A 21620-nucleotide genomic window follows, 5' to 3' on the forward strand; every position below is an offset into this window, starting at 1 on the left:
AGTGGGTGAGCGTGTCAATGCCGACCGCTGTTACTGATGGAGAATTCCCATGGCTTCTGTGTCACTCGTCAACGCGACACTGTACTATCCCGATGCGCCCGCGCCGGCGGTTGACCACGTGAATCTCCATATCAACGACGGCGAATTTTTCGCGCTCACCGGCCCGGTTAGCTCCGGTAAATCCACGGTTTTACGCATGATTGCGGGGCTGGAGGATATCGACTACGGAGCTGTGCTGCTGGACGGAGAAGATGTGACCGCGCTACCGCCCTCCATGCGCAATGTAGTGATCGTATTTCAGAATTACGCCCTGTATCCGCATATGACGGTCGCGGATAATATGGGCTTCCACCTGAAAATAGCCGGGGCGGACCCGGAAGATATCGCCGCGCGGGTGGCGCAGGCGGCGGATATTTTGGAACTCACCGAGTTATTGGACGCGAAACCCGCGCAGCTGACCCGCGCGGAACGCCAGCGAGTCTCCATGGGGCGGGCGGTGGTGCGCCGGCCGCGTATTTTCCTCATGGACGAGCCGCTGAAAAATATGGATGTGGAAATTCGCGATGAGATTCGCGAACAGATTTCCGTACTTCAAGAACGCACCGGGATCACCACGGTGTACGTGACGAACGATCCGCGCGAAGCTTTCAGTTGCGCTCACCGCGTGGGTGTGATGGTGGACGGTGCGCTCCAGCAGGTCGGCACCCCCGCCGAAATCTTGGCGGATCTCACCCCGCCCGTACGGGCCTTCCTGGAAGAAGCCGGGATGGTGGAGGCGGGTGCGCTGGTTGATGGCACGCCGGGCTCGCGAGCTTTCGGCTACGATTAAGCCGCAGCTACTCCCGGAAAGGACACTCATGCGATCCTCGCTATCCATTATGGCGGCTAGCGTTGAACCTGACCTCCTCGATCTGCCGTGGAACGTGGCGCTCGAAGAGTGGCCGCGCGATCTCATCGCTGCGCTCCCCCGCGGTATTTCCCGCCACACGGTGCGTTTCGTGCGGCTCTCCGGGCGCATTATCGCCATCAAAGAGATTTCCGAACTCGTGGCGGTACGCGAATACGAACTCTTACGCACCTTGAAGCGCCTCGGGGCGCCCTCGGTGGAACCGGTAGCGGTGGTCTCCAAACGTACCGACGCGGAAGGCAATGCCCTCAACGCCTGCCTCATCACCGAGCATCTTCCCTTCTCACTCCCCTACCGCGCTATTTTCGGGCAGCAGCACCGGCGCGCCACCATCGCCCAGCTCATCGACGGGCTGGCCGTGCTCCTGGTACGACTCCACCTTCTCGGGTTTTTCTGGGGCGATGTGTCACTTTCGAATACCCTGTTCCGCCGCGATGCGGGAACTTTCGCGGCCTATTTGGTGGACGCGGAAACCGGGGAGCTCTACAGCCCCATCACCCAACGTAAACGCGAATACGATATTGACGTGGCCCGCACGAATATCATCGGTGAGCTCATGGATTTGCAAGCCGGCGGCGTCCTCCCCGAAGATTTCGACACCATCGGGGTGGGTGATACTTTCGCTGATCGCTACTTCGAGCTATGGGAAGAAATCACCGCGCAGGTGGCTATCGGCCCGGATGAAAAGTGGAAGGTCACCGAGCGGGTGCGGCGCCTCAACGACCTCGGCTTTGACGTGGACGAAATCGCTATCAATTCCGGCCCGGACGAAGACCGCCTCCTCATCCAGCCTAAGATCGTGGAGGCCGGGCATTATTCACGCAAGGTGTGGCGCCTGACCGGCCTAGATGTGGAAGAAAACCAGGCTCGGCGCATCCTCAACGATATTGACGAATACGCCGCCCTCCACAATAAGAGCGGCAAATCCGACATGATGATTGCCCACGATTGGCTCGCGGATGTCTATGAGCCGACCGTAGCCGCAATCCCGCCCGAACTCACCGCGAAACTGGAGCCGGCCGAGCTGTTCCACGAAATCCTCGAACACCGCTGGTTCATCTCCGAAGACCAGCAGCGCGATGTGCCGCAGGCCGAGGCTGTGGCCTCCTTCGTGGAGAAAGTGCTGCGCCACCGGCGTGACGAATCAACCTTCCTGGACGGAGAAACCGGGGAGATCCCCGCGGTCACCGCCACGCCGGAATAAAGCGCGGCACGGCGCCGGAGTAGTGTGCCGGAGCGCTGCAGGACTCAGGCCGCACCTGCCCCTAGGCCGCGCTTTTCTCCGTGAGCTCCTTGATAACCAGCTCAGCCAGCTGGATGGTATTGAGGGCCGCGCCTTTGCGCAGGTTATCGGCCACGCAGAAGAAGGCCAGCCCGCGCCCGCCCGGCACCGAGGGATCACGCCGGATGCGCCCCACGAAGCAGGCGTCCTTCCCGGCCGCATCCAGGGGATTGGGCAGATCAACTACCGCAACACCGGGGGCTGCTTCGAGCAGCTGGATAGCGGCTGCGACGTCGACCTCCCGCTCAAATTCCGCGTTGACGGACATCCCGTGCGCGGTATACACCGGCACGCGGACGCATGTTCCGGCCACCGCGAGGTCCGGGATACCTAGAATCTTGCGCGATTCGTTGCGTAGTTTCTGTTCTTCGTCCGTTTCACCGCTGCCATCCTCGGCAAGGTTCCCGGCGAAAGCGACCGCGTTGAAGGCAATGGGGGCCCGATAGACCTCGGGGGCGGGCAGCTCCACGGCGTGCCCGTCCAGGGCGAGGGCTTCCACGTCGCCGCCCAGGGCGCTGCGGATTCCGGTGGTCAGTTCGTGCACACCGCGCACCCCGGAACCGGACACCGCCTGGTAGGACGAAGCGATAAGGCGAGTGAGCCCGTACGCATCGTGCAGCGGTTTGAGGATCGGCATCGCGGCCATAGTGGTGCAATTCGGGTTGGCGATAATGCCCTTGGGGCGGCGCGCGATATCTTGCGGATTCACTTCGGAAACGACGAGCGGAACATCCGGGTCGCGGCGCCACGCGGAAGAATTATCGACGACGACGGCACCTGCCTCCACGAACTTCGGCGCGTAGGTGCGTGAGGCATCCCCGCCGGCGGAGAACACCGCGATATCAATACCGGCCAGGTCAGCGGTGGCAATATCTTCCACCACAATGTTCTCACCCCGGAAGGGAAGTTCGGTGCCGGCTGAGCGCGCCGTCGCAAAGAAACGCACTCGATCCACCGGAACCTGGCGTTCTTCCAGCAGGGCGCGCATAACTCGCCCGACCTGCCCGGTTGCTCCCACTACTGCCAAGGTGATGCTCATCGACCTGTCCCTCCGTATACGATTGCTTCTTCGCTGGCGTCCAGCCCGAAGGCGGTGTGGACGGCGCGGGCGGCCGCGTCCAGCACATCCGGGTCCACCACCACGGAAATCCGGATTTCCGAGGTGCCGATCATATCCACATTGACCCCGTTATCTCCCAGCGTCTTGAAGAGCTTGGAGGAAACGCCGCTATGGGAGCGCATACCCGCCCCCACGATGGAGAGGATCCCGATTTCGGAGGTGACGGCGATGTCCTCAAAACCGAATTCAGCCTGGTTGGCGCGCAGCGCGGCGACGGCGATATCCACCTGGTCGCGGGGAACCGTGAAGGAAATATTGCTCAGGCCCACGCGGGTAAGCGCGGTGTTCTGCACGATCATGTCAATATTGCAGTCCGCTTCGGCCACGCAGGAAAAGATTTTCGCGGCGGATCCGGGAAGGTTAGGGACACCGGTGACCGAAATTTTCCCCTGGTTGCGGTCGTGTGCCACTCCGACGACGACGGCGTCTTCGTATCCGCCCTGTTTCGCGGTTTCTTCCACTATCCACGTCCCTTCGTTCTCGGAGAATGATGATCGTACGTGCAAGGCCACATTGAATTTCCGGGCGAATTCCACCGCCCGCAAATGGAGCACTTTCGCTCCGTGTGCCGCTAATTCTAACGTTTCTTCGTAGCTGAGTTCGCGGCGTTGGCTGGCCGCGGGGACGATGCGGGGATCCGCGGAGAGCACCCCATCCACATCCGTGTAGATTTCGCATACGTCGGCGCCGAGGGCGGCGGCGAAAGCCACGGCGGTGGTATCGGATCCGCCCCGCCCGAGGGTGGTGACATCATTGGTGTCGTTCACGCCTTGGAATCCGGCAATAATGGCGACGGCACCGTCTTGCACGGTCCGGAAAATGCGTTCGGGAACGATCCCGGTAATAGAGGCATTGCCGTAGCGGGCATCGGTGTGGAGGCCGGCTTGCTGGCCGGTGAATGCGCGGGCGACGACGCCTTCGTCATTGACGGCCATGGCGAGCAGGGCCATGGAAATGCGTTCCCCCGCGGTCAGAAGAATATCGAGTTCCCGCGCGGGCGGGTTATCGGTAACGTTGTGGGCGAGGTCCAAGAGATTATCGGTGGTGTCTCCCATGGCGGAAACCACGACGACGACTTTGTTTCCGGCCTTGCTGGTCTGGGCAATTCGTTTCGCCACTCGTCTGAGCCCGGCAGGATCTGCGACCGAGGATCCCCCGAACTTCTGCACGATGAGTGCCACATTAACTCCTATTTTTCCGAGACGTACTAATGGTAACTGGAAGCGCGTAGCCGCCTGCGGAGCTTTCCGATATTTTCAGGTGAGATTGTTCTCCTGATCGGCTGCCTGATGTGATGCCGCATTCGGGCTGAGCGCTGGGCTTTATGGTGATCCCGGAGCTGAGCTGCTTAGTCGTGCTCGCCGTGCGTTTCCGCGACTGGTGCGGAAGGCGTGGTGCCCGGAACCACCGAGGGCATTCGTCCCGTATCTGTTGTGCCTGTGCCGGGTGTGTCCGTGGTGTTCGCGCCAGTGCCGGCGGTTTCCAGTGTGGTGCCGGTGGCACCCGTGGCGGTGTTCGCGGTTATGCCGCTGGTAATGCGGGTGCGGCCTTCGAAAGCACGCGAGAGTGTAATTTCGTCGGCGTATTCGAGGTCTCCGCCCACGGGGAGTCCGGAGGCGAGGCGGGAAAGCGCGATACCGATGGGAGTGAGGAGGCGAATGAGGTAGGCCGCGGTGGCATCGCCTTCAATATTGGGGTCAGTGGCGATAATGACTTCGGTGACACGGCCATCTTGGAGGCGGGTGAGCAGTTCGCGGATGCGCAGATCTTCCGGGCCGATACCCTGGATGGGGTTAATGGATCCGCCTAGAACATGGTAGCGCCCGCGGTATTCGCGGGTGCGTTCGATGACCATAATGTCTTTGGCTTCTTCAACAACGCAGATCACGGAATCACTGCGCCGGGTATCTGAGCATAGTGAACAGATATCGGTTTCGGTCACGTTGCCGCAGATCTGGCAGAAGTGGACGCGTTCCTTGACTCGGAGCATGGCTTCCGCGAGCGCCCGCACCTCGGGTTCTTCTTGTTCGAGGAGGTAGAAGGCAATGCGTTGGGCGCTCTTCGGGCCGATGCCCGGCAGACGCCCGAGCTCATCAATGAGCTCCTGCACGGCGCCATCATACACCCCCGCCACTACATTCCTCCTTGCGCGGTATCAATTTCTTCAACAATGGTTCCCGAGAGCATCTCAACCACAACGTGCAGCCCGACAACATTGCTCTGCTCGATTGTGGGATCGTCTAAGGAGACATCATCCTCTTCAGTAGAATACCCCACCCCCGGCTGCGAGGCGGCATGATGCTGGTTATTTGAACCATTCGCACTGTTCAGGCCGTTCGCACCGGCCACGCTACCCCCGCCGGTGTTGTTTGCGGGTGCGGCGCTAGCCGGCGCGGTGAGTCCGCCACCAAAAGATGCACTTCCTGCGGGCGCGTTACCGCCTGCACTGCCGTGGCGGAGCTGCCGCAGGTGCTCCCGCGCGTCATAGGTAGGGACATCCTGGGTACGCTGCGGCGGGCGCGGGATATGGAAATCTTGCGCATGTTCATGTGCAGCCAGCTGCCCGGACGTATCTCCCGGGCCGGCGAAGGGTTGCGGCATGGGCATGTTTTGAAGGTAGAAAGGAATCTCCCCGCCGGAACTAGCTACGCCGGCATTGCCTGCCCCAGGACGGCTCGTTTCCACACCAGCCCCGCCGGAGCTGACCGCGCCAGAACTAGCCGAACGGGGCGCAACACTGTGCCGGCTGGGCGGGTAATCTTCCGCGTCATCCGGATCGGAAAGTTCTTCGGGTTCGGGCCACTCATCATCCCTGCTATCCCTAGCTGCTCCACCAGCGCTGTTGGCAGTTCCCGGCCGCGCCGATGCAGCGCCAGCGCCTGCGGAAACGGGAGCGGCCGCCGCGGTGGCGGCATTAGCTTTTGGGTGGGCACCACCGCCGTCAGAAACACCCGGGTGAGGCCGAAGAGCTACCGCCGCGGACTGGGGATTCTCCGCAGCTGCCGCACCGCCCGGCTGCCCCGCGGCATCGGCCTGCTTTGCCGCCGCGGGAACGACCCGCACGGTAACAGGAACCGAGGTGAAATGTGACAGGTGCGCGCTCAGGCGCTCCACATTGCGCGGATCCTGCAAGGCTCCGAGGACTTTCTCCGAAGTGAATTCCAGGGCAACCTGGTTTCCCTGCGAACCGAGTACCCGGGTAGGCCCGGAGAAAATAGCTTGGGCGAAACGCCCGGAGGAGGTGACTTCCGCCCACGCGGCCGTGAGTTCCGCGGCATGATCCGGTCCCGATACTTCAGGAGTGGCAGCTTGCTCAGCGCTCCTATCGGGCTTCTGGACCGGCTGCGAAGCAGGTGCCTGCACGGGCTGCTGAGCCGAAGGCTCGCCCGGTTCTTGCACCGGCCGATCCGCGGCTGGCGGCGCGGGCGATTCCGTAGCTTGTTGAGGAGCGGGCTGGGCGGGGGCTGCGGCGTCGTTCTGCACCGAAACGGAAGCACCGGACTGTTGTGCGGACGCAGGCGGAACGCTAGGAGACCCTGGCGCCACCGGTGCCCCGCGCTGCGCTGCGGCCGCGGCTGCTGCCGCCCGCGCCTTTTCGCGCGCGATTTCCTGCGGTGATTTCCGCGCGGTCCCGCTAGCTGGGGCACCCGAGCGCACCCCGCTATTTTCCCGCCCCGCACTACCGGGAGCCGCCTCCGAAGGCGACGGAGCAGCACTGGCTGGAAGCAGAAGCCGAGCGCAGAGCAACTCCAGCTGCAAACGCGGCGACGTAGCGCCGACCATCGCGGAGAGGGCCTCGTTCGCACGCTCGGCGCTTTCGGTGGCACGCGCCGCCCCCAAGGCCTGCGCCTGGGCGCGCATGGTGGCAAGCTGATCCTGCGGCAATTCGCCCAAAGCATCCGCCGCAGCTTCCCCCGCCAAATCGATGACGATCACATCGCGCAGGCGCTGGAGCAGATCTTCCACGAAACGGCGCGGTTCATGCCCGGCACCGATAAGTTCTTCGACGACGCCGAAAAGCTGACTCCCAGAACTTTCCGCAATAGCGTTGACCGCGCGATCCAGCAGGCCACTATCCGTGTAGCCCAGCAACGCAACCGCCTGAGAATAAGACAGCGTGGATGTTTCCGAACCGCCCATGAGCTGATCCAGAACCGAGAGAGAATCCCGCACCGAGCCGCCGCCCGCCCGCACCACCAAGCCGAGCACCCCCGGTTCCGGGGTAATCCCTTCTTCTGCGCAGATCTGCGAGAGGTATTCCTCCATTCGCGCCGGTGACACCAGGCGGAAGGGATAGTGGTGGGTACGCGAGCGAATAGTGCCGATGACTTTTTCCGGCTCCGTGGTAGCGAAAATGAACTTGATATGAGCCGGGGGTTCTTCCACGAGCTTGAGCAGGGCATTGAAGCCCTGGGTGGTGACCATATGGGCTTCGTCAATAATGAAAATCTTGTAGCGATCCCGGCTGGGGGCAAAAGCCGCGCGTTCAACCAGGTCACGGGCATCATCCACCCCGCCGTGGCTGGCCGCGTCCATTTCCACCACGTCCAGGGAGCCGGGGCCATCCCCCGCGAGTTCCCGGCACGAGGCGCATTCTCCGCACGGCGTATCCGTGGGAGCCTGCGCGCAATTCAAGCAGCGGGCCAGGATGCGAGCCGAGGTGGTTTTACCGCACCCGCGCGGGCCGGAGAAGAGATAGGCATGCACGGTCCGCTCCCCGCGCAACGCAGCCATGAGGGGACGAGTTACCTGCTCCTGGCCGATAACATCTTGAAAACGTTCCGGGCGATACCGCCGATACAATGCCATGCTCACGAGTATCAGTCTACGGGGTACCTACGACACGAATCATCCGCGTGAAAAATCTGTGGATACAAGACGCCCCACGCACCCGCCAGAGCCCGCATACCCTTGCTGCCTTCCGGCCCTGGGGGAGTTTTGCAAGATGACGCCACGTGGGGAGTCAGGTGCCAGTCTAAACGAGTTCGCGAAGAATGCAAAACACGGGGAGATGGCCCGGCTTCGTTTTCACCATTTTTTGTGTCGGAGGCCCGCGGTACACTCTCTAGCGTGAGTGGGCGATCCCCGCGGTGGCGGGAGTATCGCCGTCGTCCACAACAACAGGGAGAATCAATGGCTTTCCTTACCGAAGATCTATTGGAAACACTGCGCTCGCGGGCGGCGGCGGTGGATGCCGCCAATGAATTCCCGCGTGAAGACTACGAAGATTTGAAGCAGGCTGGCTACTACGGCGCTTTTGTCCCCAAGGAATACGGCGGAGCCGGCTTGAGCCTGGTGGAGATCTGCGCGGAACAAACCCGTTTGGCGAAGTACGCCCCCGCCACCGCGCTGGGAATTAATATGCACCAGATCATTGTGGGGCTCGGCCGCCACCTGGTGCGCAACGGCGTTACGGCCGGGGAAAAGATCCTGCGTGAAGCCGCGGCCGGTAAGCTCTTCGCTTTCGGTATTTCTGAGCCGGGTAATGACCTGGTGCTTTTCGGTTCGCTCACCCGGGCCGAACGTGATGAGGCAGGGTACCGGCTGTACGGCACCAAAGTTTTCACGTCCCTCGCGCCGGCGTGGGATTACCTCATGACTTTCGGCGCGCTCAAGGATGATTCCGGAGTGCGTGACGTTTTCGGCCTGGTTGAACGGGGCGACGGCGGCTTCGCCATCAAGGATGATTGGAACACCCTCGGGATGCGGGCCACCCAATCCAATTCCACGGTTTTGGATGGCGCGCTACTTCGCGATGAAAACGTGTTGGGGATCGTGGCGCCGGGCCCGAATAAGGAACCGGTGGTCTACGGCATCTTCTCCAATTTTGAGATCCTCCTCGGGGCTACCTATCAGGGCATTGGCGAACGCGCCATTGAGGTTGCCGTTGAGCATGTCAAGAAGCGCCGCTCGGTTCTCCACAACGATGTTTACGCAAATGATCCTGATATTCGCTGGCGTATCGCGGAAGCCGCGCTCACAATGAACGCGGTGGGTCCGCAGCTGCGTGAACTGGCTGCACATATTGACAGCGGGGAGCTGGGCGGGGCGGATGAGTACCCGCGTTTCTCCGCGGCCAAGAATGTGGCGGCAGAAGCGTCGCTGCGCACCGTGGAAGAATGCATCCGCGCCTGCGGGGGAAGCTCGTACTACGCGGGCCATGAGCTTTCGCGGCTCTACCGCGATGTGCTGGCCGGGCTTTTCCAGCCTTCCGACCAGGAATCCCTGCACGGTTCGTGGGCAGGCCTGGTGCTCGGGCCCGTCACCCCGAAGGAGAACTAGCCCCAAAATCAAGGAGTATGTGCATGAGTGAATCCGTACCCGAAGTTTCCTACAGCACGAACGTGGATCGGGCGCTGCTCGGTGACCTTCCCTGGCAGCCGGCTCTGGAGAATCTGGATCTATTGGCCACGCCGGTGGCACAGGGATTGCAGGCTGTTGCGCAGCGCCATCCTGAGCTGGCAGCGCAGGCCCTGGTCACAGAGATTGACCCGGAGTTCGCGGATACCGAACCTATGACGGAGCATTACGGCCTGGATTTGGCGGTGTCGTGCAATTGCGTGCTGGTGGCTGGTAAGCGTGAAGGTGAGGAACGGGTGGCCGCCTGCGTGGTGCGGGCAACTACCCGCGCGGATGTGAATCACGTGGTGAAGAAGTTCCTCAACGTTCGTAAGGCTTCATTCTGGCCCACCGAACTAGCGGTGGAAGCTTCTGGTATGGAGTACGGCGGAATTTCCCCGGTTGGAGTTCCGCAGGCATGGAATCTCCTTATTGATGCGCGAGTGGCTGCGGGCACTGCCCTAATAGGCTCGGGACTGCGCCGCTCGAAGCTCGTGGTGCCGGGGGCGCTGCTCGCGCAGCTACCCGGCGCGCACGTGCTGAGCAACTTGGCAACAGAATAATCGGCAATCGAATAACGTGGGCATCACCTCATTGAGCTGAGTGGTGCTCACGGCCGAATCTACGCTAAGCTGTACAGGCAGTTTAAAACTGCCCTGGAGGATTCGCCTAGTGGCCTATGGCGCACGCTTGGAAAGCGTGTTGGGTGCAAGCCCTCGGGGGTTCGAATCCCCCATCCTCCGCGGATGTGAAGTGCCCGCTCCGATTTTTCGGAGCGGGTACTTACTTTTATCTATCACCCCAGCTAGGCGGCAAGCTGGCTCACACGCCCCGCAGTAATGCCGAGAGCCGACGCAATGTCCCGCGTAGAGTACCCTTCCTCCCGCAAAACATGTATGGAATGCAAAGTCGCTTCTTGCAGACGCGCCTGTTCAGCTCGGAGCTCAAGGCGCCTGTTCGCGATTGCGAACGCCACGTTGAGCTCCGGACTTAGGCCTTCCCCCGCTTCCAACTGGATATTAAATTTAGCTCCGCTGGGTAAATCTGCAGCAAGAACGATTGCGTCCACCATTCCTTTGCACAGTTTTTTGAGAGTGGGGGCAAAGTCTACCGCTTCGGGATATTCAGCACACTGCCCAAGCCAGTCGCTTTCTTCGCGGGTTACGGTAACGCGATAGGTTCTCATGTTGTGAGCCATCCTTTCCCAAGCATTGGAGCGAGTTGTTTTTCGATAGTTTTCAGGGTTCCGATACGAATGTCGTGACTTCCGTGGTGTGGAACGGTTGCGAAAACGGTTCATCCGTCGCGCGTGAGCTTGTAGCGGCGATGTGAGCCTTCTTGCCGGACACACTCGCCCCCTGCTCGCTCGATGCGTTTGTTGATTTCTCTTGCCTTCGCGCCCATGAATTTAGTAACTAAACACCAGTGTGTCAAGTCGCTAAACACTCCGGCCTACCCGGCCACCAGCGGGGCAAGGGTTGTTTTTCCGAGGTGTACTGCGCGTGTACGACAAATGCAGTACAGCTCTGACAACACATAGCACCCCCGCAAGGACGCGTGTGACTCGTGGGGAACTTGTGGGGTACGTCGAAATTGGGGAACTTGGGGCACGTCGAAAATAGCGGTTTTAGCCTCACTCTCAGACCAGCCGTCACAGCCGTCACGGCATAAGCACCGCGGGGTGGGAAACTTCTTCAGCTTCCCGCCCCGCGTGCATCCATTTATTTATTGAGGCCGACCCAGCTCCCACCCCGGCCCGTACCTTATGTGGCAAAGTCCAGGGCGCGTAGCTGCGCCGTCGTGCTACACCATGCTGCTACTAGTTGCTAGCGTGCGTACCGTCCGCGCCGTGCGAAGCGCCATGCGAAGCATCGCGCGAAACGTCCGTGCCGCGCGCGCTATCCGCAGCCTCCGGACCGCGGGCACCGCTCGTACCTTCCGCAAGCCCCGCAATTTCCACGAGATCCGCAAGCTCCGGTGCGCTCTGCACCCGCTGGCTCGCCGGCGTGCGCGCGAGCTTGCCATCAGGCTGCACATCCCAGGACCGCTCCAGGTGACCTTCCACAACTTCGGTACCTGCCGGGGCCGAGGCCGGCGTCGCCGGTTCGAGGGACGTACCGCGCAGGCGCGATACCGCGCGCATGCAGTGGTAGATGATAATGGCACCGAAGGAACCAAGCGCGATCCCCTCAAAGACCATATCCCCCACCGCCCAGGTGTAGTTCGCGATCGCAACCACCATCGCCACCGCGGCGGTATTGAGATTGACCGGGTCGGAGAAGTCCACGCGATTCTGCACCCAGATACGCACCCCGAGCATCCCGATCATGCCGTAAAGAATCGTGGCCGCCCCGCCGAGCACCCCGGGAGCAATCGTCGCAACAACCACACCGAACTTCGGGAACATGGACAGCAGCAGGGCAGTCACCGCCGCAACGATGTAGGCCGCGGTCGAGTAGACGCGGGTCGCGGCCATCACGCCGATGTTTTCCGCGTACGTTGTGGTACCCGATCCCCCGCCGGCACCGGCGAAAACGGTGGACAGGCCGTCAGCGAACAGGGCGCGGCCGGTCACGCCGTCCAGATTACGCCCGGTCATCGCGGACACCGATTTCACGTGGCCCACGTTCTCCGCAATAAGCACCAGCACCACCGGTACGAACAACCCGAGGGTGGACACGTCGAAAGCCGGGGCGTGGAAGGTGGGGATACCCACCCAGCTGGCATCGCCAATCGCGCTGAAGTCCACTTCGCCGCGGATGCAGGCGCACACATAGCCGATAATGACGCCGATAAGGATGGATAGGCGCCCGATAATGCCCTTGAAGAGCACCGTCACCGCGAGCACCGCCACGATAGTGACGACCGCCGTCACCGGCGCCGCCTTGACGTTATTCCAGGCCGCGGGCGCCAGGTTGAAGCCGATAAGCGCCACGATCGTACCGGTCACCACCGGGGGCATGAGCTTATCGATCCACCCCGCACCGAAAACCATGACGATGAGGCCGACCACCAGCAGGGCCGCGCCCGTCGAAATAATGCCACCCTGCGCGAGCGCCATCCCGTGCGAATCAATGGGGCCGCCGCCCTGGGTGTAGCCGGTCACCGCACCGATGGGCGCGATGAGGGCAAAAGAAGAGCCCAGGTAACTGGGCAATTTTCCGGCGGTAATAAGGATAAAAAGAAGGGTTCCGCATCCCGTGAAGAACAATGTCGTCGAAGGATCGAAACCCGTTAGTAGGGGAACGAGGAACGTTGCGCCAAACATTGCAACAACGTGCTGCATTCCAATGCCGATTGTGGCTGGCCACCCCAGCCGTTCGTCCGGTTGAACCACCTCACCCGGCGCGATGCGCACACCGTCGCCGTGAAGTTTCCATACTTGTGCCATGAATGCTCTCCTCGTTGCTCTTCGCGCGGGCTTACCCGCGCATCAGAAGGAATGGGTTCGCAATCTCGCAGTGGCGACCGGGGTACCGCGTGGCGACCGGCCCGTCCACACTCGTTTGAACCTGAATTAGTGTATGGCTTTTTGCGGGCACCGCAAGTCCCGCGCGGCTCGCTTCACAGGGGCGACGACGCCGCTACCGCTCAAAAACTAGGTAAACACTACGTAAACGAGGAGAGATGGGATGTGTCACAATGCCTGCATGAGCATACACCCGAGCAGCCAGCGCACCTGCACCACTTAGCCGCCGCGTGCCGGCACCTGCGCCACCACACTCACGCGCACGGCAATGCGGGCTATCTCCCAGCGCGCGCAGCTGCTTTTTTGGGGCCGGTGAACTAGCGTTAAACCCGTGACCCAGCAGCATCTTGGGCCCCGCGAGGCCTACCGTCGTAAGATCCAGCAGCGCCAGACCGTGGTGTTCAGCATCGTGTCCGGGGCGCTCGCGATTGTTTTTGCCCTTTGCCTGCTCATCTGGCTCGGCATTATCCCTTCCCCGCTCAATAAGGAATTCGCCGCCGATCCGGATCCCGATGAGGTCACCATCCCCTGCCTGAGCGCTCCCACCGCCCCGCTGGAGCTCTCGAAAATTAACGCGAATGTGTATAACTCCACGTCCTCGAGCGGACTTGCGGCGGAAGTTGCGCATAACCTCGCGGAAATGGGGGTCACCGTAGGAACGACGGCGAACTGGCCAGCCGGTGTAGATAAATACGGTGCTATTGTGCAGGCCGGCCCCGATGGCCTGGCTGCGGCCTATACCCTAGCCACGTACATTCCTGATTCGGTGGTGGGGTTCTCTAATGACACCACGGGCCAAACGGTCACGGTGATCCTGGGTGAGAAATTCGATGCGCTGCGCAGCCCGGAAGATGCGGCCGCCCAGCTCACCGACGGGCAACTCACCTCCCCGGAAAGCTGCGTGCCGGTCAGCGAAGCGCGGAAGTAGGCGGCACGCTTTTAGGTTCCCCGCATGGCTCCCGCACAGCTCCCGCAGGGCTCACGGCCGGCGTGTGCTTTGCGCGAGGCTAGTTTGCGCGCGCCGCGTTATTTTCCGGCCACCGCGCCCGGCCCGAGGTGATCATCGCGGTCCGAGTACAGCACGGTGAAGCGCTCCACCACCACATCACCCGCCGGATTGAATTCCAGCCCGATGGCTGCCGCTTCCGTTCGGAAAAACTCCGCGTGGGCAGCGCGCCAGCTCTCTAAGCTGCCATCTCCTTCCCCTTCGGCCAGCGCGATATCCGCGCCCACCTCCGCGAAGGGCATGACTTCCACGCTATCGGTGCGGATAAGGGCACGCGGGCGCTCCGCCCCATCCAGCACAATCGCTAAATCGCCTTTTTCGGGAAGCGGCACCTCTTCGGCGCGGTAGCTATCCGCCCAGCTCGACGTCGCAGTTTTCTTCCCCGCCACGATGAGCTCCGCGATCTCCGTGGCTTCCGCCGCGGTGAGCCCGAAGCTACAAGCTGGCGGCCGGAAAGCGGAAATCGATTCGCCGCCCGTGATGACTTCGAGCGGGTTGATTCTCCCGCGCGTCACAGCACGGACCCAAAAAGCTTCGAGGAAGCCTTCTACCTGGGTATTCTCACTCATGCGGATCCTCCTCGGACGGTTCGGGTGCTTGTGTGGCGAGGCCCGGGTTGAGACCTTCGGCCTCTAGGGCGGCGTTGAGCCACTGGGTGGTAAGAATGCGCACCAGGGCATTCGCGCCCAGTGCCCCGCCCGCGATGGTCAGCGCACGATACCCGCGTTTATTCCAGCGCCGCGCCCCGGCGATAACCATCGCCAAGCCCAGTCCGGCCTGCGCCGACGAAATAATCTCCAGCAGGCGCGGATGATCCAGGTAGAGACGCCGATATACTTTCCACATCCCGGCCGGGGCGGAACCGTAGCCGGATACCTCATACGCCAGGGATGCTTTCATGCGCTCCGGGAAAGCCTGCGGCGTGAAAACGGTAGCCACCGGAATATCCGCGACTTCCCGCTCCCCGCGCAGCACTTCGCCCACCGCTGCCGGCAGGCCCAGTACCTCGAGGAAACGCGGCACCGCTTCCGATACCGGAGCGGTAAGCGCCTCGGTCAGATCCCCAGCATCTACCTCGGGGAAATCATCGAGGATACGCCGCACCCGCGCACCCGCGCCGAGTTCTTCCCGGGAAAAAGCCGCGGCGGCGCTATTGGCCTCCACGTGCGGGAGATCCTGGAGGGTATCAAGCCATTTCCAGTAGGTAATCCCGGAGTTCTGCCGGATGACCAGAACAGGGTTGCGCCAGCTCGGCGCCGCCCCCGCGGTGGATAGCACGATGACGAAACCGGGCCGCCGCCCGATCTCCGCATCGCGGGCCAGGGGGACATCTGTCACCATCACATTGGCGTTCCCGTGTTCCAAAACCGCCACCGGCTTTTTGATCCGCGCCGCCAAGCCCGGCACTCGCGCGAAAGGCACATCGGAAATGGCGACCATGGGACCGTTGTGCATGGTGGGGATTTTGCCTTCGTCTCCGGGCAGCAGCGGGGAATCAGAGACCGGCGCATTCTCGCCGGTTTCCCCCGCGGCCGGATCCGCCGCGGCAGCGGCGGCGTCGTCGTTGTGAAGATGAGCATCCGCATAGGCGAGATCCGCTTCGGTCACATCCACCTCACCCAAATCAATATTCGGGTACACGACGTAACCATCCACTTCAATGTGGATTTTGCGCAGCTCATGATCCATTTTTTGAGCGAAATCCACGAGGTTGAGGCCGGGCACAATCCCGGGCTCCTCCGCCTCCGCGCCCGCCTCCGGTTCCTCCTGAGTGGGCGCGCTCTCCGCATCCTCCTCGCCCGCGGCACCCGCAAGCCCGGCTCCGGACTCCGCGGCGGCACCCGCCTCCAACACGCTCCGGATCGTGGCCACGCGGCGCCGTTTCCCGGTCACCGCGATCTCAAAACGGAAAATATCGCCGTCGTGATCCCCGCGGACCACCACACCTTCGCGCGCGAAGAAATCTTCCAGCTGGGCGGGGCTGGTCAGGCTCTGGTCGAGCCGCTGCACCTCACCGCGAACCGGCCTCCACTGATACATTGTCCCCTCCGTTCATCCGTGCCCGGATCCGATCGACCTGGTAGAGCGAAATTCCCGTGGCGACCGCAGCGTTGAGCGACTCCATACGCGCGGCGATAGGAATCGAGGCAATCACATCGCATTTATCGCGAATCAGCCGCGCCAGCCCGCGCCCCTCCGAGCCGGTCACCAGCACCAGCGGGGTATCGGCCAGGCTGAGGTTCTCCACCGTGGTGGAGCCGCCGCCGTCCAAACCGACCACGAAATATCCCATTTTCTTCAGTTCATCGAGCGTGGCCGCCAGATTCGTCACCCGCGCGGTCGGCACAATGGACACCGCCCCGGCGGAAACTTTCCACACCGTAGCATTCACGCCGGCCGCGCGCCGCTCCGGCACGATAACCGCGTCCGCATTGAAAGCCGCCGCGCTGCGCAGCACCGCCCCCAGATTATGCGGGTCGGTCACCGAATCAAGGGCCACGAAAAGCGGCAGTGGCCCGCCCGCTTCGTGGCGCTCCAGAGCCGCGCGTGCCTCTTCAATTGCATCCGCGTACTCGTAGGGCGGCACTTCAATGGCCACGCCCTGGTGCACGGCGTTCTCCGTCATCCGGTCGAGCTCGCCGTGGGAAACTTCCACGAGCGGCGCACCCAGCGCGGTTGCCTGCGCCACCAGCTCGGCCAGGCGTTCATCACCCACTGCGGAGGTCTGCATAAAGACCCTGGTCAGGGGCACGCCAGCCCGGACCGCTTCGCGCACCGGATTGCGCCCGCAAATCAGTTCGTGCCCGGGCGCGGTATGCAAATCGCGGCGCAGCTTCATGCTGGAACGCTCGCGTGCCTCCGCTTGCGCCTTGCGGGCATCACGCACCTGCTTTTCTTTATACGCCTTGTGGTAGACCCGTTCCTCCGCTTTCGGGGTGGGGCCCTTGCCCTCCAGGCGCCGGCGGTTATTCCCGCCCGAGCCGACCGTGGCGCGCTTCTTGCCCTTGGGGCGCCGGGTGCGTCCGTCTCCCATATTTCTCCTACTTTTCTTCCGCGCCGGTGGCGGATTCTTCTACGTTGGTGGCGGAATTTTCCGCGCCGGTGGCGGATTCTTGCGCGTTGTCCAAGTGCCAGTGGGCTCCGTCCACCGAATCTTCCACGGCGATGCCGGCCGCGTGCAACGCATCGCGCAGCGCATCGGCCCGGGCCCAGTCTTTCGCGGCGCGCGCGGCCGCGCGTTCCTTCAGCATAGTATCGACGACGGCGCCCAGCGCCCGCGCGGTTGCTTTATCCGCCCCGGTGGAATTACGCCAGGGGGCAGCCAGGGGATCAAGCCCGAGCACATCAAGCATGGCCCGCACCCGCACCTGGGCGGCGCGCACGCCGGAGCTATCCCGCTCCGCAAGCGCGGCGTTCCCGCGGCGTACCTCATCATGGATCGCGGCCAGCCCGCTCGAAACATTAAGATCGTCATCGAGGGCCCGTACGAATGCTTCGGGTAGATCCGCCGGACCCACCGCCGCGATTTCTTCCGCCGGTACTTCTTCAGTGGCGGCAACCGAGCGTTCCACGAATCCGGCCAGGCGTTCCCATACTGCCCCGGCTTCCGCCAGGTTTTGCGGCGAGTAGTCCACGGTGGAGCGGTAGTGGACCGTTCCCAGCGCGAAACGCACCACCGCCGGGGATACCTGCGCGGTAACATCCTCCAACGAGACGACATTCCCCAGCGACTTACTTATTTTTTCGCCATTAATGGTCACCCAGGCGTTATGCATCCAGTACCGCGCGAAATTCCGCCCCGCCGCGTGCGCCTGCGCCTGCTCATTTTCGTGGTGCGGGAAACGCAAATCGATGCCGCCACCGTGAATATCAAATTCCTTACCCAAGTAGTGGGTAGACATGGCGGTGCACTCCAGGTGCCACCCCGGCCGCCCGCGCCCCCACGGGGTATCCCAGGCGGCGCTTTCCGGTTCGCCCGGCTTAGGTGCCTTCCACAGCGCGAAATCATGAGGATTGCGCTTATCGGCTTCCCCACCTTCCTCATCCACCACCATATTTTCGAGCTTCTGGCGGGTGAGGGAACCGTAATCGGGCAGCGATGCGACGTCGAAATACACATTGCCGGGCTTGCCCACATAGGCGTGGCCCGCGTCAATAATTTCCTGGATAAGCGTGATCATCTGCGGAACATGCCCGGTAGCCCGCGGCTCATAGGTGGGATCGAGCACCCCGAGGGTACGGTAGGCGGCGCTGAATTCCTTTTCGAAACGGTAGGCCCAGGCCCACCACGGAGCACCGGCCTGCGCGGATTTATCGAGGATCTTATCGTCAATATCGGTGACGTTGCGCACCAGACGCACCTCATTGCCGCAGCGGCGCAACCACCGCACCAGCACATCGAAAGCCAGCGCGGAGCGAATATGCCCGATATGCGGGGACCCCTGCACCGTGGCGCCGCACAGGTACACGCTGACCTTCCCGGGTTCCAGGGGAACGAAATCCCGGACGGCACGGACGGACGAATCATAGATCTTGAAGCTCACGTGGCCAGTTTACCCGCTCCCCGCCCGCCGGGCAGTGCCGTTCAACGCCCCGTTACCCTCCTCGCCTACGATGAAGCCATGCATAACACTTCTGCCGCGCCGCCGAGCGCCAGCACGCCGCCGGCCGCCCCGCAGGCCGGTGCATCTGCCGCGCCGAGCGCTAGCACACCCGCGCGTTCCGTTCTTTTCAACCGCCGGGTTCTCCCCTGGGCGCTGTGGGACTGGGGTTCGGCCGCTTTCAACGCCGTCGTGACCACCTTCGTTTTCACCCCGTATCTTTCCAACGAAAAGTTCTTCGGGAACCAGGCCAATGCGCTCATCGGCTGGGGCTTGGCACTCGCCGGGCTGCTCGTGGCACTTATCGCCCCGGCGGTGGGGCAATGGGCGGACCGTTCGGGGAAGAAAAACTCCCTCCTCACCCTCACCACCCTCGTCACCATTGTGTGCATGGCGCTGCTGTTCTTTGTGGCGCCGTCGCCTTCCTACCTGTGGCTCGGGGTGGTGCTGCTGGCCGTCGGCAATATCGTTTTCGAAATTGGCTCGGTGGTCTACAACGCGATGGTCACCGATATTTCCACACCGGCCACCCTGGGGCGCATCTCCGGTTTCGGCTGGGGCATGGGATACGTGGGCGGCATCGTGCTCCTCCTCATCCTCTTTATTGGCTTCATCAGCCCGGATACCGGCTGGTTCGGAGTGACGAGCGCGAACGGCATGAATATTCGCGTCTGCATGATCGCCTGCGCGCTGTGGACGCTGATTTTTTCCGCCCCGCTCATGGTGCTCTCCCGCGATGAATCCCCGCGCGGGGAACAATCCCGCGGCATCATCGCCGCCTACCGAGCTATTTTCCGCTCCATCGCGCGGCTGTGGCGCGCGGATCGCTCCACGTTCTGGTTCCTGATTTCTTCCGCTATTTACCGCGACGGCCTGGCCGGTGTCTTCGCTTTCGGCGGGGTGCTCGCGGCCCGCGTTTTCGGTTTCACTCCTGGGGAAGTCATGATTTTCGGCATCGCGGCGAACGTGATCGCGGGGGTTGCGACCATCGCTTTCGGGTGGTTGGAAGATATTATCGGCGCGCGCCGCGTTATTTTCATGTCGCTCACTCTTATGATCGCGTGCGGCTGCGTATTGTTCTTGATGCACGACGCCGGCAAATCCCTCTTCTGGGTCTTTGGCTCCCTCCTGTGCATTTTCGTGGGGCCGGTCCAGAGTTCTTCGCGTACCTACCTGGCGCGCCGCGCCGGCCGCGAGAATAGCGGCGAGCTTTTCGGCCTCTATGCCACCACCGGCCGCGCGGTTTCTTTCCTCACCCCGGCGCTGTATTCAGCTGCGATTATGAGCTTCGGTGCGCTGGCCGGGGTAAGCGGAGATGCCGCGGCCCACTACGGCATCCTCGGGATTATCGCGGTGCTCGCGGTGGGGCTGGCTGCCTTCTACGGTTCGCTGCGCGCCGGCCGGCGGTGATGGACTGAGTCGCAGCTGGCCGAGGGTGGCGCGGCGTCGTACCACCATGAATGAAGCGGCCCGGGAAATTCCCGAGGCCGCTTCAATCACGTGTATCTGGGCACGAGGCCCCGCTCTTTAGTTGGATGAGGTGGATGCCGCGCCGCCTTCTTCCGAGCTGGGTTCCCGGCCTTCGTTACCTTCGGCCAGGATCTCATCAAGGAGCTCACCGGCTTCTTCTTCGCTCAATTCGCGGGCGAGGGCAATTTCCGAGCAGAGGATCTGGCGGGCGCGCTGGAGCATCCGCTTCTCCCCCGCCGAGAGGTGACGATCCGTATCCCGGCGCGTGAGGTCACGCACCACTTCGGCTACCTTATTAACATCTCCCGAGGTGAGCTTTTCGGTATTCGCCTTGAAACGCCGGCTCCAATTGGAAGGTTCTTCCACATCCTGTTCGCGCAGAACCCGGAACACCACTTCAAGCTGATCTTCGTTGGAGACATCGCGGACCCCAACTTCCTCGATGGATTCGGCCGGAACCTGAATGACCATATCGCCCTGCATGACGTTAAGCGTGAGGTAGGTGCGCTTTTCACCCCTGATAATCTTGTCCGAAATATCAGTAATTTCCGCTGCCCCGTGATGCGGGTAAATAACGGTTTCTCCGACCTTGAACGGCATTGAATCAGAACCCTTTCTCCGCTGCGCGTTCGCGCAATATGCGCATATCCGATAGACATTTTACCATTGACGGTGTAGTCTCTGATCTTTTTTGCGCTGCAAGCCACAAAGGGCTGCGGTGCGGGCCACAGCTTCGCTATTCAGAAACCAGCTTATAACCGAGCCCACGCACCGTAACCAGCGCGGTGGGCGCGGAAGGATCCACCTCAATCTTCGAGCGAATCCGCTTGACGTGCACATCCAGGGTCTTGGTATCACCCATATAATCCAAACCCCAGATACGGTCAAGAATCTGGGGGCGGGTAAGCACCCGATCCGGATTACGCAAGAAGAGTTCAAGCAGCTCGAATTCCCGCAGCGGCATGCTGATGAGTTCTCCGCCCACGTACACTTCGTGCTTATCGGTATCCATTTCTACCCGGCCCACGCGCAGCACGTCTTCGTCCACGTCGTCCGCGGCCCCGGTACTCGCCCGGCGCAGCACCGCCCGCACCCGCGCCACCAGTTCCCGGTAGGAATAAGGCTTGGTGACATAGTCATCCGCCCCTACCTCCAAACCGACCACCTTATCGATTTCGGAATCCTTGGCGGTGAGCATAATGATGGGCACATCCGAGGTGGCTCGAATCCGGCGGCACACTTCCTCGCCGGACATGCCCGGAAGCATGAGATCAAGAAGCACCACATCGGGGCGCGCCACCCGGAATTGTTCCAGGGCCGCGGTGCCATCCGCGGCGGTGACCACCTCGTAACCGTCCCGGCCCAGGTTGAATGCGAGGGTGTCACGGTAGGTAGGTTCGTCATCAACAACAAGAATCGTGGTCAT

At 62.2% G+C, this 21620-nt stretch carries 17 protein-coding genes, 1 tRNA gene, 1 other RNA gene and 1 pseudogene; 7 read left to right on the top strand and 13 right to left on the bottom strand.

Annotated features, from left to right (window positions below):
• Positions 1-49 precede the first annotated feature (49 nt).
• Both QP828_RS03590 and QP828_RS03595 read left to right on the top strand, forming a co-directional pair.
• Positions 50-829 carry an ABC transporter ATP-binding protein gene (locus QP828_RS03590; RefSeq protein ID WP_274733359.1) on the top strand — a complete coding sequence of 260 codons (780 nt, stop codon included), beginning with the start codon at positions 50-52 and terminating at the stop codon, positions 827-829.
• 28 nt (positions 830-857) lie between these two features.
• Positions 858-2111: a DUF4032 domain-containing protein gene (locus tag QP828_RS03595; protein ID WP_274733358.1), complete on the top strand. Its 1254-nt coding sequence runs from the start codon at positions 858-860 to the stop codon at positions 2109-2111.
• 61 nt (positions 2112-2172) lie between these two features.
• On the opposite strand, the gene QP828_RS03600 is transcribed toward QP828_RS03595, so the two are convergent.
• The 5 genes and pseudogenes from QP828_RS03600 to ffs all read right to left on the bottom strand — a co-directional run bounded on the left by QP828_RS03600 (position 2173) and on the right by ffs (position 8277).
• Complete coding sequence (locus tag QP828_RS03600) at positions 2173-3228, bottom strand: aspartate-semialdehyde dehydrogenase (protein ID WP_126135698.1); 1056 nt, start codon at positions 3226-3228, stop codon at positions 2173-2175.
• On the bottom strand, positions 3225-4490 hold the full coding sequence (locus QP828_RS03605; protein ID WP_126135699.1) for an aspartate kinase: 1266 nt from the start codon (positions 4488-4490) through the stop codon (positions 3225-3227). The genes QP828_RS03600 and QP828_RS03605 overlap by 4 nt, the downstream gene beginning before the upstream one ends.
• 347 nt (positions 4491-4837) lie before the next feature.
• Positions 4838-5443 (bottom strand): annotated as a pseudogene (recR, locus tag QP828_RS03610) (recombination mediator RecR); the annotation flags it as partial.
• Complete coding sequence (locus QP828_RS03615) at positions 5443-8118, bottom strand: DNA polymerase III subunit gamma and tau (protein WP_274733418.1); 2676 nt, start codon at positions 8116-8118, stop codon at positions 5443-5445. The gene QP828_RS03615 and the pseudogene recR, both read right to left, overlap by 1 nt.
• Before the next feature lie 62 nt (positions 8119-8180).
• Positions 8181-8277: signal recognition particle sRNA small type (gene ffs / locus QP828_RS03620), an RNA gene on the bottom strand.
• Positions 8278-8442: 165 nt separating this feature from the next.
• Here ffs and QP828_RS03625 point away from each other — a divergent pair.
• From QP828_RS03625 to QP828_RS03635, 3 genes are all read left to right on the top strand, one after another.
• Positions 8443-9591 (top strand): acyl-CoA dehydrogenase family protein, encoded by a 1149-nt coding sequence (locus QP828_RS03625; RefSeq protein ID WP_274733355.1) that lies wholly within the window; start codon positions 8443-8445, stop codon positions 9589-9591.
• Positions 9592-9614: 23 nt separating this feature from the next.
• A complete protein-coding gene (locus QP828_RS03630; RefSeq protein WP_241227539.1) occupies positions 9615-10211 on the top strand; it encodes a YbaK/EbsC family protein in 597 nt (198 codons plus the stop codon).
• A gap of 95 nt (positions 10212-10306) precedes the next feature.
• Positions 10307-10391: transfer RNA gene (locus QP828_RS03635), tRNA-Ser, on the top strand.
• A 62-nt stretch (positions 10392-10453) separates the two neighbouring features.
• Here the strand turns inward: QP828_RS03635 and QP828_RS03640 are convergent.
• Positions 10454-10834: a hypothetical protein gene (locus QP828_RS03640; protein WP_274733351.1), complete on the bottom strand. Its 381-nt coding sequence runs from the start codon at positions 10832-10834 to the stop codon at positions 10454-10456.
• A gap of 633 nt (positions 10835-11467) precedes the next feature.
• Complete coding sequence (locus QP828_RS03645; protein WP_274733349.1) at positions 11468-13039, bottom strand: uracil-xanthine permease family protein; 1572 nt, start codon at positions 13037-13039, stop codon at positions 11468-11470.
• Between the two features lie 409 nt (positions 13040-13448).
• Between QP828_RS03645 and QP828_RS03650 the strand changes: the two genes are divergently transcribed.
• Entirely contained in the window at positions 13449-14045 is a 597-nt protein-coding gene (locus tag QP828_RS03650) for a LytR C-terminal domain-containing protein (RefSeq protein ID WP_126135342.1), read from the top strand.
• 98 nt (positions 14046-14143) lie between these two features.
• Here QP828_RS03650 and QP828_RS03655 read toward each other — a convergent pair whose 3' ends face one another.
• Genes QP828_RS03655 through cysS form a run of 4 tightly spaced genes read right to left on the bottom strand, consistent with a single transcriptional unit; the run spans position 14144 to position 18667 of the window.
• Positions 14144-14692: an ASCH domain-containing protein gene (locus QP828_RS03655; protein WP_274733348.1), complete on the bottom strand. Its 549-nt coding sequence runs from the start codon at positions 14690-14692 to the stop codon at positions 14144-14146.
• Positions 14685-16163 carry a hypothetical protein gene (locus QP828_RS03660; RefSeq protein ID WP_274733346.1) on the bottom strand — a complete coding sequence of 493 codons (1479 nt, stop codon included), beginning with the start codon at positions 16161-16163 and terminating at the stop codon, positions 14685-14687. The genes QP828_RS03655 and QP828_RS03660 overlap by 8 nt, the downstream gene beginning before the upstream one ends.
• The gene (gene rlmB, locus QP828_RS03665; protein ID WP_126135339.1) at positions 16135-17157 is read right to left on the bottom strand and encodes a 23S rRNA (guanosine(2251)-2'-O)-methyltransferase RlmB; all 1023 of its coding nucleotides are present in this window, start codon (positions 17155-17157) and stop codon (positions 16135-16137) included. The genes QP828_RS03660 and rlmB overlap by 29 nt, the downstream gene beginning before the upstream one ends.
• Positions 17158-17164: 7 nt before the next feature.
• Positions 17165-18667: a cysteine--tRNA ligase gene (cysS, locus tag QP828_RS03670; RefSeq protein WP_274733345.1), complete on the bottom strand. Its 1503-nt coding sequence runs from the start codon at positions 18665-18667 to the stop codon at positions 17165-17167.
• Between the two features lie 78 nt (positions 18668-18745).
• Here cysS and QP828_RS03675 point away from each other — a divergent pair, with 78 nt between their 5' ends.
• Positions 18746-20134: an MFS transporter gene (locus QP828_RS03675; protein ID WP_274733344.1), complete on the top strand. Its 1389-nt coding sequence runs from the start codon at positions 18746-18748 to the stop codon at positions 20132-20134.
• Between the two features lie 117 nt (positions 20135-20251).
• Here the strand turns inward: QP828_RS03675 and QP828_RS03680 are convergent, their stop codons facing one another.
• Both QP828_RS03680 and QP828_RS03685 read right to left on the bottom strand, forming a co-directional pair.
• Positions 20252-20794, bottom strand: a complete 543-nt coding sequence (locus QP828_RS03680) for a CarD family transcriptional regulator (protein WP_274733343.1) — start codon at positions 20792-20794, stop codon at positions 20252-20254.
• 136 nt (positions 20795-20930) lie between these two features.
• A complete protein-coding gene (locus QP828_RS03685) occupies positions 20931-21620 on the bottom strand; it encodes a response regulator (RefSeq protein WP_016443352.1) in 690 nt (229 codons plus the stop codon).

It is taken from the genome of Actinotignum sanguinis (assembly GCF_030230305.1).
Lineage (GTDB): Bacteria > Actinomycetota > Actinomycetes > Actinomycetales > Actinomycetaceae > Actinotignum > Actinotignum sanguinis.